The organism is Mesorhizobium sp. M0678 (genome assembly GCF_040320505.1).
In the GTDB taxonomy this organism is placed as follows: domain Bacteria; phylum Pseudomonadota; class Alphaproteobacteria; order Rhizobiales; family Rhizobiaceae; genus Mesorhizobium.
In genome coordinates this window covers 1-17,972 of sequence record NZ_JAMYPT010000017.1, presented here as the reverse complement: position 1 = coordinate 17,972, position 17,972 = coordinate 1, and the positions used below count along the sequence as shown (strand labels likewise).

17 protein-coding genes and 3 pseudogenes are annotated in these 17,972 nt (G+C 59.8%); 9 read left to right on the top strand and 11 right to left on the bottom strand.

Annotated elements, in window-relative coordinates:
* The first annotated feature begins 55 nt into the window (after nt 1–55).
* From NKI29_RS24660 to NKI29_RS24650, 3 genes and pseudogenes are all read left to right on the top strand, one after another.
* The gene (locus NKI29_RS24660; RefSeq protein WP_352725114.1) at nt 56–466 is read left to right on the top strand and encodes a DUF1036 domain-containing protein; all 411 of its coding nucleotides are present in this window, start codon (nt 56–58) and stop codon (nt 464–466) included.
* Complete coding sequence (locus NKI29_RS24655) at nt 463–2,796, top strand: M23 family metallopeptidase (RefSeq protein ID WP_352725116.1); 2,334 nt, start codon at nt 463–465, stop codon at nt 2,794–2,796. Before NKI29_RS24660 ends, NKI29_RS24655 begins: the two co-directional genes overlap by 4 nt.
* Nucleotides 2,797–3,009: 213 nt before the next feature.
* Nucleotides 3,010–3,189: pseudogene (locus NKI29_RS24650) on the top strand (HU family DNA-binding protein); the annotation flags it as partial.
* A 41-nt stretch (nt 3,190–3,230) separates the two neighbouring features.
* On the opposite strand, the gene NKI29_RS24645 reads toward NKI29_RS24650, so the two are convergent.
* The 4 genes from NKI29_RS24645 to NKI29_RS24630 all read right to left on the bottom strand — a co-directional run bounded on the left by NKI29_RS24645 (nt 3,231) and on the right by NKI29_RS24630 (nt 4,557).
* Entirely contained in the window at nt 3,231–3,668 is a 438-nt protein-coding gene (locus tag NKI29_RS24645) for a TA system VapC family ribonuclease toxin (protein ID WP_352797461.1), read from the bottom strand.
* Nucleotides 3,665–3,892, bottom strand: coding sequence for a CopG family transcriptional regulator (locus tag NKI29_RS24640; protein WP_352797458.1), 228 nt, complete (start codon nt 3,890–3,892; stop codon nt 3,665–3,667). Before NKI29_RS24640 ends, NKI29_RS24645 begins: the two co-directional genes overlap by 4 nt.
* Before the next feature lie 34 nt (nt 3,893–3,926).
* Complete coding sequence (locus NKI29_RS33500) at nt 3,927–4,160, bottom strand: hypothetical protein (protein ID WP_502896724.1); 234 nt, start codon at nt 4,158–4,160, stop codon at nt 3,927–3,929.
* 106 nt (nt 4,161–4,266) lie between these two features.
* Nucleotides 4,267–4,557 (bottom strand): hypothetical protein, encoded by a 291-nt coding sequence (locus NKI29_RS24630; RefSeq protein ID WP_352725147.1) that lies wholly within the window; start codon nt 4,555–4,557, stop codon nt 4,267–4,269.
* Between NKI29_RS24630 and NKI29_RS24625 the strand changes: the two genes are divergently transcribed.
* Entirely contained in the window at nt 4,441–4,791 is a 351-nt protein-coding gene (locus NKI29_RS24625) for a peptidoglycan-binding domain-containing protein (protein ID WP_352725143.1), read from the top strand. The genes NKI29_RS24630 and NKI29_RS24625 overlap by 117 nt on opposite strands.
* Nucleotides 4,792–4,941: 150 nt before the next feature.
* Here the strand turns inward: NKI29_RS24625 and NKI29_RS24620 are convergent, their stop codons facing one another.
* On the bottom strand, nt 4,942–5,478 hold the full coding sequence (locus NKI29_RS24620; RefSeq protein WP_031212166.1) for an OmpA family protein: 537 nt from the start codon (nt 5,476–5,478) through the stop codon (nt 4,942–4,944).
* A 185-nt stretch (nt 5,479–5,663) separates the two neighbouring features.
* On the opposite strand from NKI29_RS24620, the gene NKI29_RS24615 reads away from it, so the two are divergent.
* Complete coding sequence (locus tag NKI29_RS24615; protein ID WP_031212167.1) at nt 5,664–6,257, top strand: DUF6931 family protein; 594 nt, start codon at nt 5,664–5,666, stop codon at nt 6,255–6,257.
* 74 nt (nt 6,258–6,331) lie between these two features.
* Here the strand turns inward: NKI29_RS24615 and NKI29_RS24610 are convergent, their stop codons facing one another.
* From NKI29_RS24610 to NKI29_RS24600, 3 genes are all read right to left on the bottom strand, one after another.
* Nucleotides 6,332–7,585 carry a caspase family protein gene (locus tag NKI29_RS24610; protein ID WP_352725120.1) on the bottom strand — a complete coding sequence of 418 codons (1,254 nt, stop codon included), beginning with the start codon at nt 7,583–7,585 and terminating at the stop codon, nt 6,332–6,334.
* A gap of 11 nt (nt 7,586–7,596) precedes the next feature.
* The gene (locus tag NKI29_RS24605; RefSeq protein ID WP_352725121.1) at nt 7,597–8,706 is read right to left on the bottom strand and encodes an OmpA family protein; all 1,110 of its coding nucleotides are present in this window, start codon (nt 8,704–8,706) and stop codon (nt 7,597–7,599) included.
* 419 nt (nt 8,707–9,125) lie between these two features.
* Complete coding sequence (locus NKI29_RS24600; RefSeq protein ID WP_352725123.1) at nt 9,126–10,235, bottom strand: sensor histidine kinase; 1,110 nt, start codon at nt 10,233–10,235, stop codon at nt 9,126–9,128.
* 337 nt (nt 10,236–10,572) lie between these two features.
* Here NKI29_RS24600 and eglC point away from each other — a divergent pair, with 337 nt between their 5' ends.
* From eglC to NKI29_RS24585, 3 genes are all read left to right on the top strand, one after another.
* Nucleotides 10,573–11,964, top strand: a complete 1,392-nt coding sequence (gene eglC / locus NKI29_RS24595) for an endo-1,3-1,4-beta-glycanase EglC (protein WP_352725125.1) — start codon at nt 10,573–10,575, stop codon at nt 11,962–11,964.
* A gap of 97 nt (nt 11,965–12,061) precedes the next feature.
* Nucleotides 12,062–13,807 carry a type I secretion system permease/ATPase gene (locus tag NKI29_RS24590; RefSeq protein WP_352694419.1) on the top strand — a complete coding sequence of 582 codons (1,746 nt, stop codon included), beginning with the start codon at nt 12,062–12,064 and terminating at the stop codon, nt 13,805–13,807.
* On the top strand, nt 13,807–15,117 hold the full coding sequence (locus tag NKI29_RS24585; RefSeq protein WP_352797455.1) for an HlyD family type I secretion periplasmic adaptor subunit: 1,311 nt from the start codon (nt 13,807–13,809) through the stop codon (nt 15,115–15,117). Before NKI29_RS24590 ends, NKI29_RS24585 begins: the two co-directional genes overlap by 1 nt.
* Nucleotides 15,118–15,150: 33 nt before the next feature.
* On the opposite strand, the pseudogene NKI29_RS24580 reads toward NKI29_RS24585, so the two are convergent.
* Nucleotides 15,151–15,481, bottom strand: a pseudogene (locus tag NKI29_RS24580) (transposase); the annotation flags it as partial.
* 280 nt (nt 15,482–15,761) lie between these two features.
* Between NKI29_RS24580 and NKI29_RS24575 the strand changes: the two are divergent.
* On the top strand, nt 15,762–15,884 hold the full coding sequence (locus NKI29_RS24575) for a KTSC domain-containing protein (protein ID WP_352648747.1): 123 nt from the start codon (nt 15,762–15,764) through the stop codon (nt 15,882–15,884).
* A 335-nt stretch (nt 15,885–16,219) separates the two neighbouring features.
* Here NKI29_RS24575 and NKI29_RS24570 read toward each other — a convergent pair whose 3' ends face one another.
* Nucleotides 16,220–16,645 (bottom strand): YidB family protein, encoded by a 426-nt coding sequence (locus tag NKI29_RS24570; protein WP_352797452.1) that lies wholly within the window; start codon nt 16,643–16,645, stop codon nt 16,220–16,222.
* Nucleotides 16,646–17,719: 1,074 nt separating this feature from the next.
* Nucleotides 17,720–17,972 (bottom strand): annotated as a pseudogene (locus tag NKI29_RS24565) (TadE/TadG family type IV pilus assembly protein); the annotation flags it as partial.

Here is a 17,972-nt window from a genome sequence, read left to right as displayed (position 1 = left end):
CCTGCCCGTAAAGCAGCGCGATCGGTTTCGAGCGTTGCTTGTCTTGACAGGCCGCATGAGGCTTGCGGTCGTTTCGGGCGCGGCACTCCTGGCCGTGCTCTCATGCAATGAAGCGCGCGCCGAATTCACGGTCTGCAATCAGACACTCGACGTCGTCAACCTCGCTATCGGCCAGACAATCGACAATGCCGACCAGACCGATGGCTGGTGGACCATCGGCGCAAATCAGTGCGTGAACGTCATTCGCGAGGAACTGACGAACCGCTACATCTACATCTACGCCACGGACGTTTTTGGCCACGCGATCCTGACCGGGTCGACCGAAATGTGCATCGAGCGTCGACGGTTCTCGATACGCGGCATCGACGAGTGCTGGCAGCGCGGCCATATCGCGGCGCGATTTGTTGAAGTCGACACACTTGAACAGGTGCGGTGGACGTTTTTCCTGACCGGAAGCACTCCGTGACGCACGCGATCGACACCAGCTTCAAGGCGAAAAAGCAGGCGCGCGCCGCCCTTCGCCGGCGCACGCTTTGGCGCAGGCTTTTTGCCGGCTTCGCCTTGATTTTCCTGTGTTCGATCGCCGTCGGCTTCTACCTCACCGCGGACTATTGGTCATTTGGCGACGAAGACGAGGAGTTGCGCGCGGTAGAAGGAGCCGACGATGTGCCGGCCGATGCATCTGTCTACGTGCCTGCGATTATCGGCCTGGCGGGGGACCCTATGTGGATCACGCTCGCACCCGATAACGGCGCATCAACGAAAGGCCGCGTGATTCCGCGTCCGGCAGAACTCGACCCGGCAGGGGTTTCGCCACAGATCGAGATTTTGTCCGACGTCATGCTTAGCGCCAGCGTGAAATTCATGACCACCATACCGTCGACGCAGGAGGATTTTGCATTCTTCCAGGCGCAACGAAAGACGGCTCCAGCAGCCTCCAGCGATCTGCAGAACAATCTTCAGCCATTTCCTGCCCCGGATGAACCCGCGCCTGCTGCCGATCAACTGGCCGAAGCCGACGACCCGGAGGCCGGCTGGGGTGAGACAATCGATGCAGGCGATGCAGCTCTTCCGGCGTTCCACAAGACCCAGATCGAAAACAACACCAGCGTCGCAACTGTCACGAATGAATATCAGCGGTTCGAGGCCACCGAAGACACTTTCGTGAAGATCCTCAACAGTCGCAGTCTGGACAGCGTTGCGCTCGATGCGCATTTCTCCGCCGAGGACGCCAGGCTGGCAGGCGAGGCCCTGAAGGCGCTCTTTAGCCGGGACGGCCTGGAACCGGGTTATGTCGTCGCCCTGCGTGGATACCGACCCAACCGCGAGACGACAACAATGTCCCTCATGCAGGTGTCGATCTACGCCAAGAACGTTTTTGTCGGGACGCTGACGCGCGATGGCGCAGGCGTGTTCGTCTCGGGGGCTGATCCCTGGGTACGCGAAGATTTGTTCAACTACTCGGGTGCGCCGGAAGAAGGCGCACACAAAAGGCAGTATCGTCTGCTCGACGCGATTTACTCGACAGCGGCACGCAACAGCGTTCCGACCGGCGTGATCGGCGAAGCGATCATGTATCTGTCGAGAGGACAGGATCTGGACGCTTTCGCAAGCGAGGACCAGCGTCTTGTGCTGATCTATTCGCAGACGCCGCGCGGCAAGGACGAAGGCGCCGGGCGGGTGCTATATGTGGGTGTCCAGGGCACGACAAAAAGTCTCGACTGTTTCGTCTTTCAGCAGGGCGATGGCCAGTTTGCATGCGTGACAGGCGACGATCAGGTCCGCTCGCTGACGGTCACCAACGGCATGGTCACACCGGTCAACGGGGTCTTGACCTCGACCTTCGGGCCGCGCAAGCATCCAATTCTAGGCACCGTTCGCATCCACAAGGGCGTCGATTGGGCGGCGCCGGTCGGCACGCCGATCGCAGCCGCCTTTGATGGCGAAATTACCTTCCAGGGCGATGGGGGCGGCTACGGCAATCTGGTCAAGATTTCGCACGGAAACGGGCGCGAGACGCGCTACGCTCATATGCAGAAATTCGCAATCGAGGGCGGCGTCGGCACCAAGGTGAAGGCTGGCGACATCATTGGCTATATCGGCACGACCGGCCTTTCGACCGGACCGCATTTGCATTTCGAACTCTATCAGAATGGCGCGGCGATCGACCCACTGGGCACGGTTACCGCGGTCGCTTCGGATCTTTCCGCCGTGGAAACGCTCACCGACCGTATCGTTCATGTCGAAAGTGGCGGCAGCGCCCGTGCCAAGAACCCAAATTCTTCAGCGACCGGCGCCGGCCAATTCATCACAAAGACCTGGATCCGGATGATGAACACTTACCGCCCCGAACTTGCACGCACACTCTCGACTGCCGACCTGCTCGCCCTACGATACGACGCCACGATCTCGCGCGAGATGGTTCGCAATCTGGCGCGAGAAGGCGAAGCCTATCTTCGGGCGCGCGGCCACCAGATCACAGCCGGCCGGCTCTATCTCTGCCACTTTCTCGGCATGGAGGGCGCGCATCAGGTGCTGTCGGCATCGGGTTCGGCGCAATTGAGCGCCGTGCTCGGGTCAGCCGTCATTCAGGCCAATCCCTTTCTGACGGGCAAGACCGCCAGCTATGTCGCGGACTGGGCCGAAAGAAAGATGGGTCGCAAGCTGAGCCCAGCCACAACCACCGCGGGCCAGCAGACGACGACCACCACGGAGGTCCGGCAGACATCGCCCGAGTTCGCAAAGTACAAACAGGTGATCACGGCGATGCTGAGCTCTGTTCAGAATGCGCTTTGAGCCTGTGCATGGCCCCGGCAAATCGTAACCGCATGGGTGCACGCAGACGACCGGTTTTCGGTCCAACGAGTGCTGTACTTCGACCTTGTTAGCAGATGTTTTTCTGGTCTGCGCACTATCGAACCGTGGCCAAGACGCCACGGCGGTTGTATTCGTCACGTTCTGCAAGAATGGCCGGCTATTTTCGAGTAGAAGCGTCCGGCAGCGAGAGAATTCAAGGCGATCGCTGATGCGGCCGATGGCGGTGCTGAGCCGAGCCTGCCCGGTTTCGACAATTTCAAGGTGAAGCAAACACCTGAACGCGAGGGCCGCAACCCGTCGACGGGCGCGACCATCAAGATCTCCGCCTCGAAGAAGCTGTCCTTCACCCCGGCTAAGGCCACCAACGGCTGATCCTTTGCCGGTATGTACCCTGACAGAAAGAGCCCCGCGGTCTACCTTGTGGGGATCAGGTGCAGTGTAGTCTTCCCGGCCTTCACCGCCGCCGCTGACAGCTTGCGGTCAAAGCTGGCAAGTTGGCCGCCGCGCGCCTTGGCGAGCGCGAGAAGGTACGTATCCGTGACCTGTGCCGAGGTCAGGATTTTCGCCGCATCGATATCGCCGGAGCCAACCAGGCTCACATCGTCGGGCCAGAAGCTGTGCCCGTGCAGAGCCCGCAACTTGGTAACGATTTGCGCAACGATGGCGGGCGAACCGGGAGAATTAGGATATCTTTGGTTGCCGACGATGCGCAGGACGCCGTTTTCGGTAATGGGACACGTAGCCCATGCCGCGTTACCGGTCTCTTCGAACCAGCCATGCGCGTCGTCATGGGCGACGTGGCCAGGATCTATCAGTGCGATCAGCACATTGACGTCGAGCAGGAACGTCAAGGCAGTTCGTCTCGCAAGGCATTGACCGTCTCAAGCGTGACAGGAGGTGCATCCGGCCGAGGCGACAGCAGAGGAATCCCGTTACGCTCGCCGCCGGCTTGCGGGCGGCGCAGCGAGCGCCGGGCGAGATCGGTGATGATCTCGCCCACGCTTCGGTCCTGCTGCCGGGCCATGGCCTTGGCCGCGATCAGGACGTCGTCATCGATCGCCAGTGTCGTTCTCATATCGCGCTCCTCGGTGCGCATCAATCATCACGCATCATATAGAGTAGCGACGACGGATACTCAAGCGGTACAATCGCGCACGAAATGGAGGCTCGATCCCGCCGCCGATAAGCGGGCTTCCGACCGGCGCCGCATCCCTTGCGAGACCGGCTACATACGAAACATAGCCCGGCACCAGCGGCAGCATGCAGGGCGAAAGAAACGACACGATGCCCGTCGCGAAGGCGGCCAGCCCGCCGATATTCGAATTTCGGGCATTGGTCAGCACCACCCCATCGTTGGGTTCATGCTCATTATCGATCAGTTTCCGAACGGTCGCTTCGCCGCTGTGCGCGGCTGAGCATCGATAAGTTGAACACGCCCAAAGCCCAAAACTAACAGGTCGCGGCGCGCGATGAGGACCAGGCGAATGCCAGCTCGGATTTTGCGGTGCGCACATCGGTCGGCGTTTCGGACCAGGTAAGCAAACAGCGGGCACCGAATTGACAGAAAGTGCGATCGGTCTTGACCGCGAAAGCCGCATCGACCTGCAACTGCGCATCGAGGGATTGGGCAACGAACTTGGCCGCATCGACGGAAACATAGGTCCGCAGACCCGCCGGGCGATCGGCATCTGGCAAGCCAAGAATGGTCTTCCGCCGACCACCTATCTGCCGCGCGAGCAACTTGCATTCCTCGTGGTTCGGACAAATCCGACGATGGAAGCCGTGCGTGCCGGATATACTGCCGATCAAGCCCGTACGACGCAGCCGAAAAAGCAGGTTGCGCAGAAGGTCCGCACCCAGCGGCCGGTGGCGCAGAACCCCGCAAACAACAGCAGGTCGTTCAGAAACGGCGCTTCCGCAAGACCGTGGTGCGGCGGGACGATCCTCCGCCGCCCCAGGATAACGACTTCCTGACCAAGGCGTTGCTCTTCGGCTCCGGTGTGGTGGTGGGCGGCGTGCTCAAGAACTGCCCGGGATCGTTCCAAGCCTATTCGCCTGACTGCCGCTGCGCTTGCCACTCAGTTCCTGACGCACTGCTGCACAGTTTCAGGCGGCATCCGTACGCTACTCGGCCTTTATACGCATTTCCACGCGGCGGTTGACGGCGTCGTATGGATTGGGGCTACGCGGATGCGCTTCGCCCAACCCGATCGCGTTGATGCGGTCAGCCTCGATGCCACTGGACGTGAGGAAGGACGTCACCGATTGCGCTCGTCGCTGCGACAGCCGCTCATTGTAGTGCGCCGGACCGGAAGCGTCGGTGTAGCCTTCGACGACGAAGTGGAAAGTACTGATCCGGCTGTCCTTCAGGGCCTTGGCATACTCCTCGAGTTCAGCGCGTGCGGTCGCGTCGAGTTCGGCCGAATCCAGCCCGAAATTGATCAGCATGTCGAGACTGGATTTGTCGGCCGGCCCCTCTTTTGCCTTGGTCTTGCTCTTGCACTGCTCCTCCGTGCCGACACAAATCCCCCGAGACTTGCCGAGGTCGGCCGCGCCAGCAAAAAACTTGACGATGTCTTCTGATTTCTGGACAGGGTCGGCGGAAACATGGGTCGAGAAAGCCACGACCGCCAACACCAAGGGTGAACTGGCCCACCGCATAGCGGTTACTCCTGTTGAGCATCCGATATTACCAAGCGTGAATATACCAAATTCCCACGCATTTGTCTGTCAATAAACGCCGAGCCTGGCTGCGTCGGCCGATCTCCCGTCCCCACGAGTTGAGACTTGACCGGCGCCACGCCGGGGGCTTGAGTACGACTGGTCCTCGATGAAGGCGTGGCGTCATGGCCAATGGGCTCCGATTCAAAACGGCACGGGATCTTTTTGTGGCTTGTCCCGCTGTCGCCAGAGACATGAGAGCCCTTCCAACCGAGCAGCGTTCGATCGAGTTTTGCCGCGATCTCCTCGCCGGGCCCATTCCCGAAGAGGCGATCACGTTTTGTGCCTACCTGCTTCCTGATCGGGCTGCGGTCTGGTGGGCCCATGAATGCTTGGGGCATCTGAGCGAGCTGCTCGATAAGACAGATCAAGAGCTGCTCGCGCTTGTTCGCGACTGGGTCAGCGAACCGGACAGTCCCCGCCACCGCGCCGCAGTAAGCGAGGCTGCGGCAACCCCGCCGGCAACGCCGGGCGCCTGGATTGCCTTGGCTGCCGAATGGCGTGACAATGGTTTTGGCGTTGCCGGATCTGTCGTCGGCGCAGCCGCGCCAACGGCCTTGCAGCGACATCCTGCCGCCCATGCAGTCAATGCCGGTGTTCTAGCAGGGCTGGCGCGCGTCGCACTGGCGGACCGCTTTGCCGTTCTCTCCGCCTTTGTTGAAATGGGCCTGCAGTTGGCCGAGATCGAGGCGCAGCGCCAATCGGCTGATGCGTATTAGACCCGAACCATTCCAATAGAGGCAGCTCCATGGTCTTGATTGACCAGGGGTTTTCGAAGCGAAGGGCGCAGATCTCACTTGCAGCCGCCTTGCGCCCATTTGGCCAGCGCCACCTTGAAGCGTGTCCCAAGCGGATGTTGCAGGCGTAGAACGGAGACATCGTTGGCGGCGAAATTTTTCGCCTGTTCGCATAGCCGATCCTCACTCCACTCATGACAGCCGTTGCAGTGCTTGCCCTCCCACACCGCCTTGTCGAGCCCTTCCACGGGAGTGAAGAGTGGTTTGCCTGTGATCAGCTCGGCGATACTCTTGCCGTCGATTGCTGGATCTCCGAAATCGACAGGTTGGTCGAAAAAGATCGGCTCGTCCGAAGCCAGTCTCGGGATTTTCTGACGCAGCACATTGAGCGCAAGCTGGGCATCGTCAGCGCCAGACGGATTTGCGGCGGCGTTGCGCCCATCCGAGCCGTCTTCCGCTTGTTGCGGAGCCGTCGCGTCGCCGACGATCAGCGGCGCGTTGAGATCGACTGTGTGCAAAACGACCTCGGTGGTCAGCGAGACATTGATCCACGGGCGCTGCTTGCCGGCGGTTGCTTTGAAAACATCGGCGGTGACCATGTTCATCGCGTCGGTGATGGAGATGTTCGAAGCCCCGATATGGGCAAGCAACGCGGACGTGAACGGCGAATGTTCGCTCGATCCGTCATAGGCGACCTGATTGGGACTGGTGGAAAAGGCGACCAGCGTACCCGCACCGCCATTCTCGATCGGGATTTCGGCAAGCCCGCTTCTCGCTCCCTTGACGCCGGCGGCCTTTGCCAACACTTCGGCCAGGGGATTGTCGCGACAGGCATCGAGGAAAATCAGTCTTATACTGGTCTCGCGCGACATTTGCCGCAAAACGAACTCGACAGGCACCGCCTCGAAATCAAGCGAGGTCTCGTCTTCCAATGCGGCATCGACCGGAAGCAGGTAGTTGCTGCCTGAAACCTGCAAACCGTGGCCGGCGTAAAAGAAAAGGGCAATGTCGGCGCCGCGAACCTGCTTTGCGAACTGCGCAATCGTCGTCTGGGTCTGCAATTTGGTCAGATCGAAACCGGAGACGACTTCAAAGTCCAACTTCGCAAGGCGATCGGCAACACCCTGCGCGTCGCGGACCGGGTTGGTCAGCGCCGGCGCATGCTGGTACTGGGAGTTGCCAAGGACTAGAGCAACACGGCGTTCCGCATTGGCCGCCGTCAATGTCCATAATAGCGAGAGTGTCACCAGCCCGATCGCGCGCAGGGCACTGCCAAAACAGGCAATCAGATCGAAGCCCCACCGGAACAAGAGGTCCTTCCTCAGTTGACGAGCTTGGTGGCGGAAAACTCGATCCGCCGGTTGAGCGCCTTGTTCTTCGGCGTATCGTTGGTCGCAACGGGCCGCTCCTCGCCATACCCGGTTGCCGTGATCTGCGTTCGTGCAATACCCGCGGCAACAATGGCATCGGCAACGGCCTGGGCCCTGCGCTCCGACAGCAGCTTGTTGGTTACAGGCGAACCATCGGAATCGGTGTGGCCGGAAACCTCTACCTTCAGGCGGGGGCACTTGCCGACCACGCCAACCACCTCTGCCAGCAGCGGACGGCTTTGGTTGTCGAGCCGCGCGCTCGCCGACCGAAAGTAGATGGCCCCAGTGCGGGAGAGCACCGCGAACCGGTTGAGGCACTCCTCATCACTGAAATTCGCTTTCGCGGCATCGGTGGCGACGGGCCCGACGTCGGCAGTACTTGCAGCGATCGTCTGCACGGCCGCGGGCTTGCTGCCGCCGGCGTTGAAAACGAAATCGAAAGACACGGAAGCGGTCGGGACAATGTTGGTCACATTGGCGGCCTGCTGTAGCTTGTCGACATTCGGCAGCAGTCCGAAATCCTCGACATGTACGGCAACAGGCGTCTCCGAAGCGACGGAGACCATGCTGTCGCTGATCATGGTCACGACGATATTGGCCTCGAAATCCTTGTCGACCCCGTGCAGGTTGAGGCGGAATGGCAGCACTGCCTTGACCCTTCGCTTGGTCGCCAGGTCGGCAAATGCCCCAGGGTCAACTTTTGCGGTCAGTTCGGCGGACGGATACTTGAATGTTTCAAAGAAAAGGAACCGCATGCGGACATTGCGAAGGTCGACACCCGTGTCGACAGAGTTGAGGTCGAAGGTGATCTTGGCCTCACCCGTCGACGAAAGAGTGCCGGCTATGTTCCTGATCTTGTTGGTTTCGACGATCGTGTTCTTCTTGACCGACTGGTAGGTGAGCACGGAGGCCGTCGGGTCGAGTGTCCAATTCGTCTGTGCATTCGCGCTTTCCAGCCCAGGCAATAACAGCACCGATAGCGCGACGAACAAGCCAAGGGTGTTTAGGGCTAACCAGCTTCTCGAGCCCGTTTTCCGCCAGTCTCCGACGACTTCGAACATTGAACCCCCACCAGGACAACAGCCTTCCGTGTCGCAATCACCACCATGCCGTGCCAAGGAGAGCATAGAACAATTGTCAAGGCTTGGCGAGCATCGGCCAATCGACCGCAATGGTGTAAATTCCGCTCAGGTCCCGGGCTGCGGAACTCCGGCAAAATGGTGTTGCGGGAACAAGCAGTCTTGTTGGCGAACAATGGAGCTGAGTGGAGAATATTCGCTGCGCTACCTGCCGCTGTCTTGAAGCCGGTCACGCTGGACCAGCCAAGCGAGGGAAACGCCCGGCTTACTCCATCCTGCTTCTCCCGCGGAATGCAGCTGGCGGCTCTTCGATTGAAGATTTCGACCATACGAAGCAGGCCGCGAAGCGCGTCCGGGCCTATTTGCAGGCACCTGCTCAAAGCCGCGACATGAGCCAGCCGCTAGCCCTTTATGTTCGACAGCAGTCTTTCAGCTGCTGCCGCCGACCGTTTGAAAACGATGGTCACCTTCGTCCCTTTGTTGGGGCTGGACTCGACAGCTAACTGCGCCTTGGCGTTCTCGGTCAGCGATCGCGCGATCAGCGCTCCGAGCTTGCCTGGCTTGGGCCACACCTCGCCTTCCGGCAGGCCGATTCCGTCGTCCGCCACTATAACCCGGCAGCCGTCGCCATCGACGATGCTGTGCAGCGTTATCGTGCCGCCGTCGCGCCCCCGGAAGGCATGCTTTAGTGAATTGGTCAGCAATTCGTTGACGACCAGCCCCGCCGGCATGGCGACGTTTATTGACACCGGATATGTATCCACCTTCATATCCAGCCGGATCCCCTCGACTGCATGCGAGCTCATCACCGCGGACGCAATCTGGCTGAGATACACACCAAGATCGACCTCCTCTTTCGGCTCGTCGGCCGTTAGCGTCTGGTAGAGGATCGCCAAAGCGTCGACGCGACCGGCAAGCCGCTCAAACCGTCTCCGGTCGGCCTCGGTCGCGTTGCGGCTTTCCAGCCGGATCAGTGCGGTGATCATCTGTAGGTTGTTCTTCACCCGGTGCTGCAGTTCGCGCAGCAGTGTGTCTTTCTCGCTGACAAGCTCCTCCACCGAGCGCTCATCTCCCGCCTCGCCATGGGCCGATACGTCGACCAGCGCCACCAGCCGGAAGCACATCTTGCCGTTGTCGTCCTCGATCACGTTGGAATAAACGTCCACGATCGTCGGCTTATCTTCGTTGCGTTCCAGCCTGTAGGTGCCGACAAAATCGGTTTCCTCGACCACGGCCTCGGCAAGTGGCCGGTCCTTCTGCTCGTGGAGGCCTTTGCCCAAAAGGGCTGCCCAGTTTCCTCGTGTGAGCATAGCGGCCGTCAGGCCTGACAGTTTCTCGAATTCCGGGTTGGCGTAGACTACGCGCTCCTCAGCGGCCAGGTTCGCAACGGCAATGGCGATCGGCACCTGGTCAAGGAATTTTTTGAACTGTTCGCTTTCCAGTGCCGTTGCAAGCTCAGGTGTATCAAGCAACTGCTCGACCGCCTCGGCCTTTTCTGAATCCGGTGTCATTTGCGCGCCTGTTCCGTGCGGAGAATATCAACAATGCAGCGCGCCCGCCATCGCCAAAGCTGCATTTGACGCACCGCGTCATGCACCTGACAACAAGCTTGCGTCGTGCGCAACGGCCATACGTCTAAGATTGCGACCGGCCGAAGGAGAGCGGCAGGCGCCGGGTGCCACGCCTTGTGCCCTTGAAGGGGTGAGGCGGCCCCCGCGGCAAGTGGCTCCGCTGAATATTAAGCTTTTGGTAACCCTCCAAACTCGAAGGCTAAATGGTAATGGCTCCTTTTGCTCTCAATAGGTGTTAGGCCCGATATCGAGGCGAGCAAGAGGAGAAAGGACCAAAATGGCCAACGTACTGAACGCCAAGGGTGTTCCACTCCCCTACAGCGGATCCTCCGTAAAGTGGTATTCGGCGACGAATTCCGGCCCGACACTTTATGGCAGCATCTACAACGACTCAATGTACGCCGACGGTAGCGTCACCGTGACGATGTACGGCGGCAAGGGCGATGACATCTATTATCTGTATTCCTCCAAAAACAAAGCGGTCGAGCTGCCCAACGAGGGTGTCGACACCATATCGACCTGGATGAGCTACAAGCTCCCAGCGAATTTCGAAAACCTGACGGTCACCGGCGACAAACACTATGCTTTCGGAAACGAGCTAAACAACATCGTTGCCGGCGGCTCCGGCCAACAGACGCTCGACGGCTTGCAGGGCGATGACGTTCTCAAGGGCGGATCCGGGGCGGACATTTTCGTCGTGACCCCCGGCAATGGCAGTGACCTGATCCTCGATTTTGGCGTCGATGATACCGTGCGTGTCGGGAGTTACGGCTTCACCTCCTTCGAGCACGTGCACGCCAACATGGTTCAGTCGGGAGCGAACGTCCGACTTAATCTGTCCAATGACGAATTTCTCGTTTTCGCCAACAAGACCGTCGACCAGTTCACCCCAGGCCAGTTCGATCTGGCCCTGGACAGGTCGCATCTGGAACTCACCTTCTCGGACGAGTTCAACACGCTCAACCTGTGGAATGGCTCGAGCGGCACCTGGGACTCGAACTTCTGGTGGGGTGCCGCGAACGGCAGCTCGCTCACGAGCAACAAGGAGCTTCAATGGTATATCGACACCAACTACGCCCCGACGCGTTCGGTCAACCCGTTCAGTGTTCAGGACGGTGTTCTCACGATTACCGCCGCCCAGGCTCCCGCGGCAATCCAGCCCTACATAAACGATTACAAATACACGTCAGGTTTGCTGACGACCTATGAGTCCTTCGCACAAACCTACGGCTATTTCGAAATTCGGGCTGACATGCCCGAAAAGCAAGGTGTATGGCCGGCCTTCTGGCTTCTCCCGGCTGACGGCTCCTGGCCACCGGAACTGGACGTCGTGGAAATGCTCGGTCAGGATCCAAACAAGCTCATTCTGACAAGCCACTCCAACGAGACGGGAACTCATACGACAGTGTCCTCGACGGCCTATGCCGCCGATACCGAAGGGTTCCACAATTACGGAGTGCTTTGGACAGAAGACGAACTCGTCTGGTATTTCGACGACGTCGAAGTTGCTCGTGCCGCAACGCCTTCCGATATGCACGACCCCATGTATATGCTGGTCGATCTCGCGGTTGGTGGCCTGGCGGGAGCGCCCGCCGACGGGCTTGCGACACCTGCGGAAATGCAGATCGACTACATCCACGCGTACGCGCTGAACGATTGGCATATCTAGGCGCAACACCTGACGGTGGCTGCGGTATGGAGACACCGAGCCTGATTGCGGGCACGATCCTTGCGCCGGCGACCGAACTGGAACCGATGTGAAGGCGATGTCGCATTCCCATTCGTCCGAGCCGCCACGAACAACCCTCGCTGCGGTTTTGGCTTCTTTCCGCCGCGCGTTCGCTGGAATTGCCCTGATGAGCGGCGTCGTCAATGTTCTGGCGCTGACCGGCTCGTTCTTCATGCTGCAGGTCTATGATCGGGTCGTACCCGGCCGCAGTGTGCCGACGCTTGTCGGGCTTGCCATATTTGCCGGCATGCTGTTCATTTTCCAAGGCGTTCTTGAGCTTATCCGGTCGCGGTTGCTTGTGCGCATCGGGATGGCTTTGGATGCGCGATTGAGCGGGCAAGTCTATACCGCCCTTATGCGTTTGCCCTTGCGCACCAAGCTCCCAGGCGACGGCCTTCAGTCGTTGCGGGATCTTGACCAGGTGCGTTCGTTTCTGTCGAGCACTGGTCCGACTGCGCTTTTCGACCTGCCCTGGATGCCGCTGTATCTGGCAATATGCTTCCTGTTCCATCTCTGGATCGGCATGACGGCGCTGGCAGGCGCCGTCATTCTCTCTAGCCTGACTGTGCTTGCCGAAGTTCGCACCAGGGAGCCTGCGAAGAGGGCAAACAGCCAGGCGGCCGCGCGCAATACGCTTGCGGAGGCGACGCGTCGCAATGCAGAGGCTCTGCAGGCGATGGGCTTTGGCGCGCGCATGGCCGAGCGCTGGTCAAGCGTCAACGCCGACTTTCTCAACACGAACGCAAGAGCCAGCGATCTGGCTGGGACGCTCGGCACGATCTCGAAGATCCTGCGCATGATGCTGCAGTCGGGTATACTGGCGATCGGCGCCTATCTGGTCATTCATCAAGAAGCGACAGCCGGTATTATGATCGCCAGTTCGATTATGATGAGCCGGGCGCTCGCACCGGTCGAACTGGCTATCGCCCACTGGAAGGGTTTCGTCAGTGCTCGCCAGGCATGGACCCGGCTGAGCCAGCTTTTGGCCCTGCTTCCTGAAACTGCCACGAGTGTCTCGCTGTCTGCACCTGTATCTTCTCTTGCGGTAGAAAGCATCTGCGTCACGCCACCCGGCGAGCGTCGTGTGGTTGTGCAGGATGTCGGGTTCGCGCTAGAAACGGGTGCCGGCCTTGGCATCGTCGGACCGAGCGCGTCTGGAAAATCATCGCTTGTCCGAGCAATAGCCGGGATATGGCTTCCAGCCCGCGGGACCGTCAGGCTGGACGGAGCAACGCTCGACCAGTGGTCGCCGCAAGAGCTGGGCAACCATGTCGGCTATCTGCCGCAGGATGTGCAACTGTTCGATGGCACCATTGCCGAGAACATCGCACGCTTCGAACCTCAAGCCTCTTCGGACAAGATACTGGCGGCTGCGCGCGCGGCCGGCGTTCATGACCTTGTCGTCCATCTGCCGGAAGGCTACGAAACGCGGATCGGCGAGGCCGGATCGGCGCTTTCGGCGGGCCAGCGACAGCGGGTTGCGCTCGCACGGGCCCTTTATGGCGATCCGTTCCTGGTTATCTTGGACGAGCCCAATTCCAACCTCGATCCCGAAGGGGAGGCCGCGCTGGCGGCTGCAATTGAGGGCGTGCGGGCGCGAGGCGGCATTGCTGTCGTCGTCGCCCATCGGCCGAGCGCCCTAGGAAGCCTGGATCAGGTACTCGTGATGGCCAACGGCCGTGTCCAGGCGTTTGGCCCCAAGAATGAGGTCTTGAGCAAGGTAACCCGTTCGGGCGGCGTTCCCCTGAAGGTCGTCTCCGGCCCTGAGGAGGCGACACACTGATGACCCAACACGCGGCATCCGCGATCGACCGGACCATCCGACGCTATCTGTTCGGCGGTGTCGCGGTCTGCATGCTCCTGGTTGGTGGGGCAGGAAGCCTGGCCGCGGTCACGGAGCTTTCCGGAGCCGTCATTGCTTCGGGAAGGCTGGTTGTCGATTCCAGCGTTAAAAAGGTGCAGCATCCAACGGGTGGCGTGGTCGGTCAGATCCTCGTGCGAGAAGGCGATGCCGTGAAGGCGGGCCAGGTTTTGATCCGTCTCGATGGAACCGTGACCCGCGCCGATTTAGCCATCGTCACCAAGGGCCTGGATGAATTCGAGGCTCGTCTGGCCCGCCTCGAAGCCGAGCGCGATGGCACCGACACCATCGCCTTCCCATCTTCGCTGACGTCGCGGCAGGACGATCCTGAGATCCGGCGTGCGATGGCCGGCGAGCTATCCTTGTTCGAATTTCGTCGCCAGGCACGCGCTGGCCAGAAGGCTCAGTTGAGAGAGCGCATTGCTCAGCTCACCGAAGAAGTCGCCGGCTTGACCGAGCAAAGGGATGCTAAAAGCCAGGAAATTAAATTGATCGGGCTTGAGCTCGACGGAATGCGCAAACTCTGGGATCGCAAGCTGGTTTCAATCGATCGCATAACGACGCTTGAGCGTGATGCAGTCCGGCTTGAAGGCGAGCATGGGAAGCTGACTGCGTCCATGGCGCAATCGAAGGGTCATGCATCCGAAATCCGCTTGCAGATCATTCAGATCGACCAGGATTTGCGCAGCGAGGTGGCAACCGAGCTTCGTGACGTCCAGGCAAAGCTCTCGGAGTTGGTCGAGCAAAAGGTCTCGGCCGAGGATCAGCTCAAGCGTATCGATATACGCAGCCCACAGACTGGCGTCGTCCATCAGCTCGGCGTTCACACGGTCGGTGGCGTCATATCTGCGGGAGAGCTCATCATGCAGATTGTCCCTGTGACAGACGATCTGACCGTCGAAGCACGTGTGGCTCCGCAGGACATCGATCAGCTGATGCCAAGACAGAGCGCAACCTTGCGACTTTCGGCCTTCAACCAGCGGACAACGCCAGAGCTAAATGGTGTAGTCAGTGAAATCTCCCCCGATCTCAGCATCGATGAGCGAAGCGGCACCAGCTTCTATACTGTGCGTGTCAGCCTGCCACGTGCAGAGCTGACGAGGCTGAAGGGCCTGACCTTGTCGCCCGGTATGCCTGTCGAGGTGTTCTTCTCGACCGGCAGCCGCACAATGCTGTCTTACCTCGTAAAACCTTTGGACGATCAAATCCGTCGGGCATTCAGGGAGGATTGAGTTCGCGTGACGGACTCGGCCATCACCCACGGTGAAATAGTTGGCGCATTCCTTTGATCTGAGAGCATCGTGCATTTCGCCAATGGCGCTGCAGACGGCGTCGATGGTGCATCTGGCGGCCTTTCTCAACAGGTGCTTGAGCTTGGCAAAGACCATCTCGATCGGATTCAGGTCTGGCGAGCATTTCCGGCAGGAAGAAGAGCTTGGCGCCGGCTTTGCCGAGGGCGTGCCGGACGGCCTTGCCCCTCATGTCCTCGTGTGAAGAATTGTCGTTGACGACGATGTCGCCCGGCTTGAGGGTGGGCAAGAGCACCTTCTCGACATACAGCCGGAAACCATTGATCGGCCCGTCGAAGAGCATGGGGCGGCGACCCGGTCCACTGCGCCCGCCGACGCGCCACGTCGGGCCGATCTTGCGCGCGCCCGCCGGATGATGACGAACGCTATCGACATCTTCTCGCCGGCGGCGCTCCGAATTGAGCTGGGTGGCTTACCATAGCTGCAGTCATAAGAAACGCGACGGCCTCTCCGCTCGTTGATTGCTTTTCGATCGAGCCGCCGTCATGCCCTCCACCTCGATAGGCAAAACAGAATACGATCCCGACAGTAAAATCCTCTCGGTCTGATTCGTAGCCAGCGGCAAACTGCACGAGTTTGAGGCCGTACCGCCGAAAACCTTTGCCGAATTCAAAGCCGCTTTCGCCAAGGGGCGCTACTTTAACGACCATATCCGAAACCATCCGGTACCGTCTGGTGGCGAGCGATAGCACCCAGGATGACCCGACCTGCCGGTGACCGAATTTGTCCTTGTCGCTCCAACCGTCGGTTGGTGGACGCATTGCCGGTGATACGCCTAAGGTTCCCGAACGGTCCGCGCGCACCGGGCAAGCCCAACCCGCATCCCCCCGCCTGGTGCAAAGGCGCTCGATCGGTCCCGCCGTCCTGGCATGTGCGGCGGGACTTTTTGTGATCGACCTTGGAACACCGCCTCGCGGTGAAGGTCCAACTTCCCCTCACACGATTGCTGCCAGGTCGGTTCCCGAAGCCGGCGTCCCCTGGGGGATACGGGCTTTCATTTTCAGCCTGCTTTGTCGCAGTGGCGCTAAGTACGAGCTGCTCCTGGTACCTCGTCCAAGAGATCTGGACCGTTGCCCGCGGGCATCTGGCCGTCGGGCGTAAGCTTGTCCACCGCGTCGGGCAATTCTCTTGTGAGCCGGTCGAGAAGTTCCTCATGGGACAATCCGGTTTGCTCAGCCAGATCGCTCAATGTTTGCGGGTCGATTGCTTTCTCAACCTGATCGCGCTGAACGGGCCGGTTTGATCCTTTACTTACCCACGAATCGACCTGATCGCCCGCACCCGCATTTCTGAGACGGTCCAGGATGTCGCCGAGGCCGCCAGTGGAGCCAGCGCTAGCGTTGGGATTTGTCGATTTCCTACCAGCGATCAACTCGCCGATCTTGTCCCTATTCTTGTAGGCAAGCAGGCCCAGCAACGCTATGGCGACCTTTCCTATATCAAGGCTCATTTCGCATCTCCTTCTATGAGGAAGGGAGAAGGCATGCGGCTTTGAAAGGTTCCACGGTTGTGCTGCTGGGCCGATATTCGGCTCGGTTTTAGCCGGGCGATTGCGGCTTCTCGGCTCGCTTCTGGCTAGACTTCAGCATCCGTGCCTCCGCAGAGTCAGATCGCAGCTCGCGTCCTCGCTCCGGAGGCGCGGGCTTTCCATATTCCGTCACCGATTGTGGGCGACACCCTTATCAAAATCTTGCATTAGAAACTTGGAACATAAGTGAAGCAGAAAACACTGTTGGCGCCATGGACAAGAACGATGGCGACACAATCGTCCTGGTTGGCTTCCGAGCCGCCTGCCTGGGGACTCGTGATCCGAGCAGATAGGCGACAAGGATTTCGAGAGAGACCGACGGCAAAATGGGCTGGACGATAATGGTCACGAAAGCCAGGTGAGATCACAATCTTGGCGAGGAACAGGAGGACGCCGCCCTCGACAGCCAACCATCCGTGGTTCCGTTGCTCCTGGTCTATGTGCTCTCGATGTTGGGACTGATCGGTACGCGCTCGCTCCTTCGTAATTTCTACGACGCCCGCTCACTTCCGGCTCGCGCGGCTCTTCAGCATTCAGGCCTCGCGCAGCAATGATGCATGGTCGGTGCCGATCATCGATCTGCTCGCGCGCCTGCGCCTGCGTAATGCCGGTTTCATCGGCTAAGACTTGGGCCTGCCCTCCTTCAGTCGCTCGCGGGCGGACATGTCTTTTCCCAGTTGAAAGCCTGCCAAGTTTATGTTCGGCCCTTTGGAACCCAATGATGGCAAAGCGGCTTGTTCCTTGAGCTGCCAGCGCGCAAAGGCTAACTCGGCTCATCGGGCTCGGAATTGTTCAACAAACGTGCACTGCTGCTGAATATGAAAAAGCCGCTGGTCCTTGTCGCTGAGGATGAGCCAATGATCGCGCTCGATCTGGAAGTGAACCTTCGCAAGGCCGGTCTTACAGCCGCTCTGGCACCAACCTGTGAGAGGCTCAAAGGTGGTTGGCAGAGGAACGTCCGGGGTGGCGGGCCGCGGCGTCCGACTAGAGTGGGGCTTATGTTCCAATCAACGGAACCGTGACGGTTGTCGCATAATTAATCGGATACCGGTCGAAATACGGGAACTCGATTACGAACGCATATTGGGCGGTCAGATGTGCCATGCGAAAGCCGCCGCTGGCGACGTCGATTGCTATTGTTACGTTGACGTCTTTCAATCCCAAATCCAGTAATTTTTCCGTGGCAATGGCTTGGATCTGGGCCTGCGTCAGCGAGTTCTTCATTTGCAGCGCACGTGACGACGTTTCC